Origin of the sequence: Pseudoalteromonas sp. GW168-MNA-CIBAN-0100 (genome assembly GCF_040309225.1) — a bacterium.
GTDB classification, from domain to species: Bacteria; Pseudomonadota; Gammaproteobacteria; order Enterobacterales; family Alteromonadaceae; genus Pseudoalteromonas; species Pseudoalteromonas arctica.
Genome location: NZ_JBEOOL010000029.1, coordinates 19164 through 33781 on the forward strand (window position 1 = coordinate 19164; position 14618 = coordinate 33781).

At 39.7% G+C, this 14618-nt stretch carries 7 protein-coding genes; 5 read left to right on the top strand and 2 right to left on the bottom strand.

Annotation, left to right across the window (positions count from 1 at the left end; genetic code table 11):
• Positions 1-82 precede the first annotated feature (82 nt).
• The 5 genes from AAEY62_RS16130 to AAEY62_RS16150 all read left to right on the top strand — a co-directional run bounded on the left by AAEY62_RS16130 (position 83) and on the right by AAEY62_RS16150 (position 9293).
• Positions 83-1573, top strand: a complete 1491-nt coding sequence (locus AAEY62_RS16130; protein WP_350635357.1) for a tryptophan halogenase family protein — start codon at positions 83-85, stop codon at positions 1571-1573.
• Between the two features lie 2 nt (positions 1574-1575).
• Positions 1576-3426 (top strand): glycoside hydrolase family 13 protein, encoded by a 1851-nt coding sequence (locus AAEY62_RS16135; RefSeq protein ID WP_350635359.1) that lies wholly within the window; start codon positions 1576-1578, stop codon positions 3424-3426.
• Positions 3427-3516: 90 nt separating this feature from the next.
• A complete protein-coding gene (locus AAEY62_RS16140; RefSeq protein ID WP_350635361.1) occupies positions 3517-5376 on the top strand; it encodes an alpha-amylase family glycosyl hydrolase in 1860 nt (619 codons plus the stop codon).
• On the top strand, positions 5369-6874 hold the full coding sequence (locus AAEY62_RS16145) for an MFS transporter (RefSeq protein WP_010555040.1): 1506 nt from the start codon (positions 5369-5371) through the stop codon (positions 6872-6874). The genes AAEY62_RS16140 and AAEY62_RS16145 overlap by 8 nt, the downstream gene beginning before the upstream one ends.
• Before the next feature lie 10 nt (positions 6875-6884).
• Positions 6885-9293, top strand: a complete 2409-nt coding sequence (locus tag AAEY62_RS16150; protein ID WP_350635363.1) for a glucan 1,4-alpha-glucosidase — start codon at positions 6885-6887, stop codon at positions 9291-9293.
• A gap of 129 nt (positions 9294-9422) precedes the next feature.
• Here the strand turns inward: AAEY62_RS16150 and AAEY62_RS16155 are convergent, their stop codons facing one another.
• Both AAEY62_RS16155 and AAEY62_RS16160 read right to left on the bottom strand, forming a co-directional pair.
• On the bottom strand, positions 9423-11330 hold the full coding sequence (locus AAEY62_RS16155) for an alpha/beta hydrolase family protein (RefSeq protein ID WP_024590104.1): 1908 nt from the start codon (positions 11328-11330) through the stop codon (positions 9423-9425).
• Positions 11331-11403: 73 nt separating this feature from the next.
• Positions 11404-14589 carry a TonB-dependent receptor domain-containing protein gene (locus tag AAEY62_RS16160; RefSeq protein WP_350635365.1) on the bottom strand — a complete coding sequence of 1062 codons (3186 nt, stop codon included), beginning with the start codon at positions 14587-14589 and terminating at the stop codon, positions 11404-11406.
• Positions 14590-14618: the final 29 nt, after the last annotated feature.

The window sequence follows — 14618 nt, forward strand, 5'->3', positions numbered from 1 at the left end:
ATAGCTAGTTTATCAAACACTGATTAATACCAATTCGCTTAATTAAGTTTATTGAGCGCTGTATTAAAGTGTGGGCAATAATATGAAACCAATAAAACATGTCGTAATTGCAGGCGGTGGTACCGCAGGGTGGATAACAGCAGCACTGCTTAATAAAGTGTTAGGTAAAGTAATTAATATCACACTAATAGAATCATCAGCTATTGGTACGGTAGGAGTGGGTGAAGCAACGATACCGCCCATTATTCAACTTAATAACGCGCTGGGTATAAACGAGCAAGATTTTATTAATGCCACTAATGCTTCAATAAAATTAGGTATAGAGTTCGAAAACTGGAAAACGCCAGGGCATAGCTACATGCATGCGTTTGGCTCGTTAGGTAAAGATTTTCCCTTTTGCGATTTTTATAACTTTTGGTTAAAAGGTCAAATTACGGGCTACGAAGACGACTTATGGGATTTTTCACTCAATTACCAAGCGGCTAAACAGCATAAATTTGCACCCCTCAATACAATTCCTAATACCCAACTACCTGGGCTGAGTTACGCATATCATTTTGATGCGACGCTTTACGCTGAATACTTAAAAAAGTTGGCTATATCGCGCGGTGTAAAACACATAGATGCAAAAATAAACCAAGTTGAACAATGCGATACAGGCAATGTTAAAAGCCTAGCACTGGATAACGACAGTCAAATTAGTGGGGATTTATTTATAGATTGCACCGGGCTGCGTGCACTATTAATTGAACAAACACTAAATACAGGGTTTATTGATTGGTCTCATTACTTACCATGCGATAGTGCAGTAGCCGTACAAACAAAAAGTACTCATGAGCTTAAGCCCTATACGCGATCTATTGCACATAGTGCTGGTTGGCAATGGCAAATACCACTGCAAAATCGTATTGGTAATGGCCTTGTTTATTGCAGTAGATACTTGTCAGATGATGATGCTAAGCAGTTACTGCTAAAAAGCTTACCCGCTGAGCCAATTACAGAGCCCCGTATTATAAAATTCAAAACAGGTCGGCGTTTAAAGCAATGGCATAAAAATGTGGTGTCGGTTGGCCTCTCAAGTGGTTTTTTAGAGCCGCTAGAGTCAACCAGTATTCATTTAATTCAAACTGCGGTTACGCGTTTAATTAAGCTATTTCCACACAACGGTATTAGCGATGCGTTAGTAACGGAGTTTAATAAACAAAGCGTTATTGAATTAGAGCACATACGTGATTTTATTATTTTGCATTATAAACTCACCGAGCGAGAAGACTCCCCGTTTTGGCGTCAATGCATGCAAATGGATATACCAAATTCCCTTACCCATAAACTGAATTTATTTAAACACACAGGCAAAGTAATACGTGAAGATGATGAACTATTCGCCGAAGTTGCTTGGCAGCAAGTCATGATAGGGCAAGGGCTTATCCCTGATGACTATAACAGTATTGTTGATTCACTAAGTGATGACCAACTGAGCGATTTATTCTCTACTTTAAAAACGTTGATCAGCTCAACTGTAACGCAGTTACCAACTCACCAGAATTTTTTAGCCAGCATTAAAAAGGTATAACAATGCGATTTTTAAACACACTTTTACTAGTAAGCGTATGTAGCTTACCAAGCTTTAGTTATGCACTTAATGTAGAGCCTGCCAATTGGTGGGTCGGCATGAATAAAAATAACATTACAGTACTCGTGCATGAGCAAAATATAGCTAACGAAGAATTTAAATTAGATAAGTATAAAGGGGTTGAACTTAATAACGTAACACGTACCGACAACCCTAATTATGCTTTCCTACATTTAAATATTAGCGATAACGCCAAAGCAGGAACGCTCAAGTTTAACAGCACTAATACAGCGCATAGCTTTGAGTTTCCTTTATTTACCCGAGATAAAAATAGCGCGCAACGCCAAGGTTTCACAAGTGCAGATGCTTTATATTTAATTAACCCAGATCGCTTTGTAAATGGCGACTCCACAAATGACACCGTTAAAAGCATGCTAGAAGCTGCAAATCCAGGCTTTAAAGGCGGGCGACATGGAGGGGATATTCAAGGTGTTATTAACGCATTACCGTATTTAAATAATTTAGGTGTAACACAGCTTTGGCTTACTCCAGTGCTTGAAAACAACATGCCAGATTACTCTTATCATGGTTACGCGATTACAGACTTTTACAACGTTGATCCGCGAATGGGATCGAATAACCTATACAAAACGTTATCAATAAAGGCTAAAGAGCAGGGCATTGGGCTTGTTATGGATATGGTGCTTAATCACTTTGGTGCTGAGCACCCGTGGATGAAGGATAAACCAACTCAAGATTGGATTAACTTTAATGGGCAGTTTGAAAATGGCAAAAATGCCACAAGCCATGCGCGCCAAACAATTCAAGATCCACACGCAAGTAACTACGATAAACGCCAGTTTAGCGATGGTTGGTTTGTCGCTAGTATGCCCGATTTAAACCAGCGCCAACCATTATTAAATGAGTATTTAATTCAAAATGCAATTTGGTGGATTGAATACGCAGATTTAAGCGGTATTCGTGTAGATACCTATTCTTATTCAGACAAAGCATTTTTAAGTGATTGGACCAAGGCCATTATGGATGAATACCCACACTTTAATATTGTTGGCGAAGAGTGGACTTCAAACCCTGCAATAGCGTCGTATTGGCAGCGCGGTAAAGTAAATCAAGATGGGTATGTGTCAAGCTTACCCAGTGTGATGGACTTTTCGTTGCAAGAGGCGGTAATTCGAGCTTTAAATGAAGATGAAAGTTGGAGCACAGGCTGGGTTAAAGTATATCAGTCATTAGCTAACGATTTTTTATACCCAGACACCAATAACATTATGGTGTTTGCTGATAACCACGATATGAGCCGTGTATATACGGAGCTTGGGCAAGACTTAGCTAAAACTAAAATGGCGATGACTTTGTTTTTAACAACGCGCGGCATTGCTCAAATATATTATGGAACCGAAATATTATTGGATAATACGCCGAGTAAAGATCATGGTGATATACGCATTGATTTTCCTGGTGGGTTCAAAAATCAAAACGCTAATGCGTTTACTGGAGTCGGGTTAAGTAAAGATCAGCGCGATATGCACGAAACTATAAGCACGCTACTTAACTTTAGAAAGCAAAGCCCGGCGCTTGCAAAGGGTAAGCTCGTTCATTTCAGTCCGAATAATGGTGTTTATAGTTATGCTCGCGTTAGTGATACGCAAACAGTATTAGTTTTTATGAATAAAAACAAAGTAAAACAAAAGCATAATCTTGATTACATGCAAGAAGCCATACCAAAAAATGCCAATGCGCAGGCATTATTCACACAACACACTTTTAAACTAACTAACAGTATTAACTTAAAGCCAATGGCTGCTACGGTATTAGTGATTAATACGCCGTGAATGTTTAAGTGAATACGTATGCAGCAACTGTATGGTTGCTGCAGATATCTTTAGTATAAAGCTATAACACTACTGACAAAAAGACACACAATGAAAAAATCAGTTTATGTACCCGCATTACTATGTAGCGCACTTATAACAAGTGCGTGCTCAGACAATAATGAAATCGAACAACAGCAAGCCCCTAAACAGGCACAAAATGAGTTAACAAAGCCTGTTGTATACCAAGTATTTACACGCTTATTTGGTAACACACAGACCGCGAATGTGCCCTGGGGTACAAAAGAGCAAAATGGCGTAGGTAAATTTGCCGACTTTAACGATGCAGCACTTAAAGGTATTAAAGAATTGGGTACGACCCATGTTTGGTATACCGGTGTTTTACATCATGCGCTAGTGGGCGATTATACCGAGTATGGGATTACGCAAGACGACCCTGATGTAGTTAAAGGCCGTGCAGGTTCACCTTATGCAATAAAAGATTACTACGACGTAAACCCAGATTTAGCTATAAATGTGACCAATAGAATGGGTGAGTTTAGTGATCTGATTGAGCGTACTCATGAGCATGGCATGAAAGTGGTTATAGATATTGTACCTAACCATGTGGCTCGTAATTATAAATCAGTAGCAAAACCCAAGGGAATAAATGACTTTGGTGAACAAGACGATACAACCAAAGCATATGATAAAAACAATAATTTTTACTATGTCCCAGGTCAGTCTTTTCAGGTTCCAACATCACAAAGCTATACAGTTTTAGGGGGTAATACTCACCCTTTAGCTGACGGTTTTTTTGATGAAACGCCAGCGAAATGGACGGGGAATGGTGCGCGTGCACCCAAGCCAGATATTAACGATTGGTACGAAACCGTAAGAGTCAATTATGGCGTTAAGCCTGATGGCAGCTATGACTTTCCTGTATTACCTAAAGAGCTAGAAAACCAAGATTATCGCGCTCATTATGCGTTTTGGCAAAATAAGGAACTGCCTAATAGCTGGTATAAATTTAGAGATATCACTCTTTACTGGCTTGATAAAGGCGTTGATGGTTTTAGGTACGATATGGCCGAAATGGTGCCGGTTGAATTTTGGAGCTTTTTAAATTCATCAATAAAAATGCAAAAGCCCGATGCGTTTTTATTGGCTGAAGTTTACAACCCACAAATGTACAGAGCGTATATTCAGCAAGGAAAAATGGATTACTTGTATGACAAAGTCGGCTTTTACGACACATTAAAAGCCATTATGCAGGGTAAGCAAGCTGCTAATACTATTTTTGCAGCCCAAAGCCAAGTGGCTGATATTGAAGCGCACATGCTGCACTTTTTAGAAAATCACGACGAACAACGCATTGCTAGCCCTGATTTTGCAGGTGATGCACGCTGGGGGAAACCAGCAATGGTAGTTTCCAGCTTAATGAGTCGCGCACCTACTTTATTATATTTTGCCCAAGATGTGGGGGAGGACGGATCTGAAAACGCAGGTTTTGGCACATCTACTCGCACCAGCATTTTTGACTATATTGGTGTACCAGCGCATCAAGCATGGATGAACAACGGAAAATTCGACGGCGCTAACTTATCGAGCGAGCAAGCATCACTTCGTGATTATTATAAATCAATAATGGCTCTTAATCGTTTACCCGCTGTTGTAGGTGGAACCATGTCAGAGCTTTCAATTAGCAATAGCGAACGCGTTGTTGGTTTTGTACGCTCGCTGGGACAGCAATCTGTTTATGTTTTTAGTAATTTTAGTGAGGAGCCACAAACGGTATTAATTAATTTAACACCAGAGCAAGCAAATACCTTTGAGCGAAATAAACCGCTACACGACTTACTTGAACAAAACACGGTAAAGATCATCACTGACAAAGAAGTTACAAAGCTTATGCTTTCGCTAGATGCATTTAGTAGCGCAGTTTTAACTAATAAGGCTAATCATGAATAATCAAAATAATAATTATGACAGCAACAAACCAAATCTAAGTTTTTGGCAAATATGGAATATGTGCTTTGGCTTTTTAGGTATTCAATTTGGTTTTGCACTACAAAACGGCAATGTGAGCCGTATTTTTCAAACCCTAGGCGCACAAGTTGATGATATTCCTATTTTATGGGTTGCAGCACCGCTAACGGGCTTAATAGTGCAACCAATAATTGGTTATTGGAGTGATAAAACATGGGGACGTTTTGGTCGTCGTCGTCCATTCTTTTTCATAGGGGCGGTACTTACTACTATCTCACTCTTTATCATGCCGCATTCACCAACCCTTTGGATTGCTGCAGGTATGTTATGGATTATGGATGCCTCAATCAATGTCACTATGGAACCTTTTAGAGCACTTGTAGGCGATAACCTGCCAGAAAAACAACGCGCTACAGGTTACGGGTTACAAAGCTTTTTTATTGGTATTGGTGCGGTATTAGCCTCAGCGCTACCATGGATGATGACCAATTGGTTTGATGTTAGTAACACCGCTGCGCCAGGGCAAATCCCTGAATCTGTTAAATATTCATTTTATTGGGGTGGGGTCGTATTGCTAGTCGCAGTTCTTTGGACAGTTATGCGAACCAAAGAATATAGCCCTGAGCAATTAGCTGCTTTTGAAAACCACACTGCCAAACCGACTAACACCGCATTAGTAGATATCAACTTCAATAAAGGTGCCATTATTTTTGTGGTGCTAGGTTTAGCAACCCTTGCATTAGTAATGGGTTTATCGCTTGAAAAAGAGTTATACCTACTTGCTGGTGGCTTACTAGCGTTTGGTATTGTGCAGTGGATAGCAAGCGCATTAAAGGCTGCTAACAAAATACAAGGCGGTTTTTACCAAGTAGTACAAGATGTATTTACCATGCCAGAGGCAATGAAGCAGCTTGCTTGGGTGCAGTTTTTTAGCTGGTTTACGTTGTTTGCTATGTGGATATACACCACAGCCGCAGTAACAAGCTTTCATTACGGCAGCAGTGATGCAACAAGTAAAGCCTTTAACGATGGGGCTGATTGGGTCGGTATTTTATTTGCAGCTTACAATGGCTTTGCGGCTATTGCCGCTATGTGTATTCCATTCTTAGTTAAAAAGATGGGCTTAAAAGGCGCACATTGCTTTAACTTATTACTAGGCGCATTGGGCCTTGCGAGCTTTATGTTTATAACAGATCCAAAAATGCTTCTTATCCCAATGATAGGCGTTGGCTTTGCATGGGCTTCTATTTTATCGCTTCCTTATGCAATGTTAAGTAATGCACTACCGAGTAATAAAATGGGTGTGTATATGGGTATTTTTAACTTCTTTATTGTTATACCGCAATTGCTTGCCGCGAGTATTTTAGGGCTTATTTTACGCCACGTATTTTCTAACCAGCCTATTTACGCATTATTAATTGGTGCTGCATCATTCGTTGTTGCTGCGATTGCTGTAATGCGCGTTAAAAATTCAAACTAAGGGTCACACAATGAAAAAATATAACCTTATTACTACCGCTCTTTTAACTTTGGGCTTAACAGCCTGTGGTGCACAAAATACGAATAACGAAAATATTGACGCTACAGTTTCAGCAGCTCCTGGCGCACCAGGTGTTGAACCATTTTGGGCTTACGCGGGTAAAACCGGAATTGGTACTTCTTTTGAGCAATACCAAAACGGCCAATATAATAACAACGCTGCGACAGGTGAAGTATCAAAAGTATGGTTTTCAATTGCTAAAGGTATGATCACCGAAACTATGTTTGGACTCATTCACCAAGCTCAAATTAAAGATATGCAGTTTGTAGTAACCGGTAAAGATTTTACAGTCACTGAAGCTGACGACTTAGACGTTACAATTGATTACTTACATAAAGACGATAAAGGCAGACCACTATCGCTTGCTTACAAAGTAACTAGTACAGATAAGAAAGGGCGTTTTACCCTCGAAAAACACATATTCACCGACCCTGACGGACAAACATTGTTTGTACGCAGTATTTTTAATACATCACTTAAAGGCGTGAAAGCGTATGTTGCTGTTAATCCTTATATAAACAACAACGGCTTAGGTGATTTTGCAAAAACCACTGAGCAAGGCTTAGTAGCATGGGAAGATGATAATTTTTTAACGTTGCAATCATCTACGTCATTCAAAATGCAAAGTGTAGGCTTTACAGGTGTGAGCGATGGCATCACCTCACTTAAAAAACAACACACACTAAGCAAAAAATATTCAAACACAGGCGATAAAGCCGGTAACGTCACTCTGCTGGCAGAGCTTGGTACTATCGATAGTAATACCACATTTGATTTAGCACTAAGCTTTGGTAAAACGCAGCAGCAAAGCCAGCAACAAGGTGCACAGAGCTTATCTAAAGGTTATCAAAATGTGCTTGATGCCTACAACGGTAAAGGTGAAGCGCTAGGCTGGGAAGATTATTTACAAAGCCTTGAGCCATTAAATACAATGGTTAAGCAAACAGCCGATGACGGTAAGCTACTTTATACCAGTGCAATGGTACTAAAAGCGCAAGAAGACAAAACTAATGCGGGTGCGCTCATTGCCTCACTTTCTAATCCTTGGGGTGAAACTGTTTCAGCCAAAGAGGGTTCGACTGGTTACAAAGCGGTATGGGTTCGTGATTTTTATCAAGTAGCTATGGCATTTATGGCCTTAGGCGATACAGCGACTGCAAAAACGGCCTTCGAATACCTTGAAAAAGTACAAGTTACTAGCAAAACCCCCGGTAACAATGGTGATACAGGATGGTTTTTACAAAAAACACATGTTGATGGTGAACTGGAATGGGTAGGGGTACAGCTAGATCAAACGGCTATGCCAATTATGCTCGCGTGGAAGTTACATCAAGCAAACGTACTAAGTGATAACGAACTTAAAGATTGGTACGCACGCATGCTAAAACCGGCAGCTGACTTTTTAGTTGATGGCGGAAGAGCTAAAATTTTATGGAACGACATGCAAATCACTCCACCTGCAACACAGCAAGAGCGCTGGGAAGAACAAAGTGGTTATTCTCCCTCTACAACGGCTGCCGTTGTTGCTGGCCTTATAACAGCCAGTGACATAGCAACACTCAGTGGTGATACTCAAAATGCAGATCGCTATTTAGCAACGGCTAAAAAGTACAACAGTAATATAGAATCGCAAATGTTTACCACCGAAGGTAATTTAAAAGGTGATAGCACCGATGGCGAGTATTTTATTCGTATAGGTCAAGACACCGATGCTAACTCTAATACTAAAATTAACGCCAACAATGGCCGTGAAGGTTTTAACAAAAAGCAGGTTTTAGACGGTGGTTTTTTAGAATTAGTCCGCTATGGAGTAAGAAGTGCCAACGATTCAAGTATAGTTAAAACCCTGCCTGAGTATGACGACGAAACGCTTGAAGATAACTTACAAGTTAAATACAGCTTTAACTTTACCGATGGTAGCGGCACATTTGCAGGCTATCGCCGTTATGGCAACGACGGTTACGGCGAAGATGAAACCACAGGTACTAATTACGCCGAAAGCGGGAGCAACACGCCAGGCCAACGTGGTCGTGTATGGCCATTTTTTACAGGCGAACGCGGACACTATGAAATAGCGGCCGCAAACGCAAATAATACGCTAGATGATGCAAAACAAGCGGACATTAAAAATAGTTACGTAAAAGGCTTAGAGCAGTTTGCTAATAGCGGAATGATGCTACCTGAGCAAGTATGGGATGGCGTTGGCGTAAATAAAGCAGGTTATGAATTAGGCGAGGGCACAAACTCAGCAACACCTCTAGCTTGGACACACGCAGAATACATTAAGCTTGTACGCTCACTCAGTGATAAACAAGTTTGGGACTATTATCCGGTGGTTGCTGAATCGCTTAAAGACTAATATAAAAATATGCTGTAGTTATTAAAAAAGGCTTCTAAATAAATTTAGAAGCCTTTTTGTTATGTACTCACTTAATATTAAGACAAAAGAATGCTCTTCAAATAAAATGAATGTCACTTTTTAGTTACATTATTTGAGGCCACACTTATTATCAAACCATGATAACAACTCGGTATAAAATTCTTTTTTATGATCGTAGAAAAGCGTATCAGAAAAGTGATCGGCATCTTCAAGCTCAATATATTTAAAGTCTTTTTTGTACTTTTCAAGCTCAGATACGAAGTCTCTACTGTGTTTTACTGGAACACGACTGTCGATATCGCCATGTACAACCAGTATAGGAATATTTACTTTATTTACTTGCTCTACAGGAGAGACACCAGAAATAGTAGGGCGTTGTAAGATACTTAAAAAGCGATTTTCGTTAAGAGTTGCATTGATACGACTTAAATCACTTACACCCGCACCGGCAACAACACATTTATATATGTTGTTTTCACGCATAGATGCAGCAAATGCAGCATAACCGCCATAACTCCAACCAAATAAAGCAAGCTTATCTTTTGTTGCTAAGCCTTTATCTATTAAATATTGTGCCGCGTCGTCTAAATCATCTTGTTTTTTTAAGCCCCAGTTATTATCACCTGCCACCCAATGCTCCAGACCGTAACCAGTAGAACCACGATAGTTTGGTTGAATAACGACGTAACCATGATAGGCGAGTAACTGCGCCCAGTCATCAAATACAACAGAGTCACGCACCCAAGGACCACCGTGAGGGAGTACTATCGCAGGGTAAGGACCTTTAGTAGCAGGGATGGTTACATACGCTTTTATTTTGCGTCCATCTCTTGCTTTATAAGAGATATATTTAACGGATCCTAATTTACTTTTATCAATAAACGGAAGTCGATCACCAATTTTAGTCAGCTTCTGTTTATTAGTAACAATGTAATAGCTGCCAGGATTATCGTCAGCAGATACTCTCACTACTAATACGTTATCGTTATCAGAACTACTAATGATTTGTACAAATTTATCTTTAAATAAAGAAGCAACAGATTCGTTAAGTGCTTGAAGGTTTGGGTCTGTGAAATAAAACTTAGGCTGCTTGGTTGTATAGCGAAAGCCTTGTAAAGTACCGTCGGTATCAAGTATAACACCGTCTGTATCTACAGATTTAAGACCAAATTGACGTTCAGAATACTGACCTGTTTTAATGTTGTAAATATAAATGCCAGTCGTATTTTCGCCTAAGTTGGCGTTAACATAAACTTCGTTAGGATTACCTTTTGCAAATCCTAATATCTCAAAGTTTTCACGCTTTTTAGGACTAACTTGCTTAATTACTTTCCAATCATCATTGCCTTTATCTCGGGCATAATAATCGATTGCGTTATCAGACTTATTCCAACCTTGGGCTATTCTTATTTCACCATCGTAGTCAGAAACAAACGAGCCTGATACTTTTTCATTTCCGCGCATTACAGTAACGCTTCGTCCAGTGTTAATATTAAATCTCACTACATCTGGAATGTAGTTATTGTTAATATCAACTTCTACGAGTACTTCATCTTTTTTGTCTGGAAGTATATTTATTATATTAAATTGAACATTTCGCTTTTTCTTAAATGGTAATAACCAGTCGCCTTCACCATCTGCATCAGTTATTGCAAACTTATTAACCCAGTATTTGCGACTTCCGTCTTCTAGTATTTGTCTAAACATAACGCCAAGTTTTTCATCGTTTAACCACACGATGGAAGATATCAGCATTTTATCAGCGCCCAACCTTACGGGGTCTGCTTCTAGGTTATTTGGATCTCTTATCTCAATTATATAGTCACCATTTTTGGTAGTCGCTCTTAAAATAGCAAGCTTCTTACCATCAGGTGATGCTACAACACTACGGATAGCAGATGACATTGAGAAAGCATCGATACTGCTCACTTGTGTCGCATCTTCAGTTTCGCTATTAGCGAAAGAAGATAGGCTTAGTAAGGTAAATCCTACTAGCATTCTTTTTTTAAGTTTCATTTTTTATTCCCTCAAAAAAAATGGCCTAAAATTTTAGGCCATCTGGATTGAATATATACTCAGCCAATTCTAATTAAAAAGAAGCTGTAAAGCTGATGTATGGGCTACGTCCTGAAGTATCATAACCAACACCTAGAGGAATGTTAGTATTTGAGAAAGAACCATTTGGATCTACTTTTGGTGGAGCTTCATTAAATACGTTACGTACACCAAAGTTCACTTTATAAGCATCGTTAGACCAAGTCATACCGATGTTATGTACAAAGTAGTCATCAGTGAAACCAACAGGGCGACATTTAAGTGGAGCACCATTTGCGTCAGTTAAACCACGACAACCTGCAGTACCTTCTTCGAATTCACCTAAATCATCTTCATCTTCACGACCTTTACCGATGAAACGTGTTTCCCAGTTAAATCTAAAATCAGAATATTTAAGTTGTAAGCGTGCTGTACCGCGCCATTCTGGTGAATCTGGCTCACCCATATTGTCATCAATAGTACCAAGTACATCAAAAACTTGCTCTGTCATACGCGTAGCTTGAAGGTCTAGTGTAATACCTAAGTTTTCTTCTGCAATTACCGTATCTGTTTCAAAGTAGATATTGTAATCAAAACCTTTAGAAGAGATTAAACCAATATTGATAAAGCTAGCATCAACTAAATCAATTTGACCATTTTCGTCACGGCCGATACGGCTACAGAAAGCATCATTACCATCAGCAGAATAACACTGACCAATACTGTAACCAGCGCTTGGCTCTGCAATACTATTTGTTACTTCAATATCAAAACGAGTTAATGACATTGTTAAATCAAATGCATCAGTGAACGGTTGTTCAAAGATAAAACCGTATGTTTTAGCCACTGATGTTTCAGCACTAAGCTCAGTTGTACCGCCAGTTTCAATCTCAGCGCTATAAGTTCCAGTATATGAATCAGTCCCACCTTGACCTAAACCAAGAGTGGTTGGATCAATACCTGATGCTTGACAGGCGTTTAGTACCGCTGTGTCACGTGTTTCTTCAGCTGCATTATATGTAGCTGCTGAACCTGGGTTCAATGGGTCAATATCACGAGCATCTTCCGGAACAACACATGGATCGGCAACTGTATTAAAACCAGACGTACCGTTTAAGAAGCGTTCACGTAAGTTTGGCGCTCTATAAGAAGTACCTTTTGTAGCACGAAGAGTAAACCAATCAACAGGACGGTAGATAGTTTTAAGACTATAAGTTGATTCAGCATCGTAGAAAGATTCTTCAGAAACACGGCCAGAAGCTGTAAATGTAAGTTCTTCAGCACCTTTAACTCCTTTAAGTAAAGGGAAGTCAACTTCTGTGAATATTTCTTTTAGATTACGAGAACCATCAGCGCCTTGGTCAGCAAAGTAGCCCCATAGTAAGCCTTGTGATGCTGCTGCATTAGGATTTGATTCAATCTCATCACGACGATATTCAATACCAACGATACCTGCAACAGTTTCGTTATTCCATGGTAGTGCAAAGAAGTCACCACCCATGAATGCATTAAAAACAAACTGGTTTACTTTAGTTTCGATGTCGCGATCAATAAATAAATAGGCCGCTTCTTCAGGTGAAAGCGTACCGCCACCTTCTTGGTAAATACTGTCTGCAAATAAATTAACAGGAACACATCCATCAGAACCGGTACCACAGGTAACAGTACCATCATCATTAAGAACAGCGGTTTCTAATGAGTTAATTAAGCGCTCTTCATCAATACCAACACGGTGGTCAGTACCTTTAGATGCGCTGTACGATACAGACGCGTCGTAGTACCAATTGTCTAAACCAATGTTTTCAAACATACTGAGGTTACCAGTAACACCAGTAACTAAACGATATTGTGAAACTTCAACTTCAGTTTGATCACGGTCACCACGAATATTGATGATTGGCTGAACGGCTTCTGGTCCACCAGGGCCCACACCTAACACGCCAAAACAGTCAATACCGTTTGTTCCACAAGGGTTATATGGGTTTGATGCCGCTACTTGTTGAAATATTTGTGCACCAGGGCTAAAAATTGGTGATTTACGACTCGCATATAAACCTTCGTAGTAGAAAGTTGTATCGTTATCATCTTGGAAGTTATATTCACCATTAAGCATTAGTGAAATACGTTCATTTTTACTTCTGTAATCACCACTTTTGTAGTAATCAGATTGTTGGAAAGCGTATAGAGGGTCTTGGAAATCAACGTCACGGAAACCATCGCCGTTTCCATCAACAAATACACCATCGTTTATACCGTCACCATCGAAATCGCCAGCTACCCATGAAGGTAAAAATCCTTCAAGACTTGATGGTACAGTTGATTCGCTGAAGTTTGGAATACCAGTATTTGTGAAGTTAGGAGTGTAATAAACACTGCCAAAGAAAGAAGGTACGCTAATACGATTTGTTAGAGGGAAAATATCACATGAATCTTCACCACTCGCCACAGGACCATAGCCACTGTTTCTCGTTACGATACTGCCATCTTCAGCTTCCCAAATACGCTCTTCACACCCTTTAACAAAAGGGTTACCAGATAAAGATTGAGATTTTTGTTCTGAATATTCAACGCCTACAGTGATAAAACCATTATCCATGGTTTTGCCCCACATACCCGAAAGTACAGTTTCTTCACCGCCTTCACCTTTAGGTTGACGATAAGATGCATCAAAAATAAAACCTTCAACATCTTTTTTCAATATTACGTTAGCTACACCAGCTACCGCATCAGAACCATAAACGGTTGATGCGCCATCAAATAAATTCTCTACACGCTCAATCATTACGCCAGGTATTAAATTCAAATCAGGTGATGTTGGTGCACCACCAACGCCAGCAGGAGCCATTCTTCGGCCATTAATAAGTACAAGAGTTCGTTCAGCACCTAAACCACGAAATCCGATTGTTGCAGCGCCCGGACCGTTATCTAGTACAAAACCACCAAATGTATTATCTATTTGAGCACCAGCCGCTTGGCTGGTCGATTGAAGCATTGAGCCTGCATCAAATAAACCCATTTCACGAGATAAGTCGCCATTGATAATTTGAATTGGTGATGCATTTGAAAATTCAGCTTTTCTTATACGTGAGCCTGTTACAACTATTCGTTCAGGTGCTTCTTCTTCTAATTCTACGTCTGAATTCAAGTCATTTTCTTGAGCTAGCGCGTTAGGCGCTAAGGCTACAGAGCCTAGCAATAAAGAGTATCTTATTGCATTTGATAGAGCTTTAGTTTTAAACATATGTAAATCCCTGAGGTATTATTGTTATT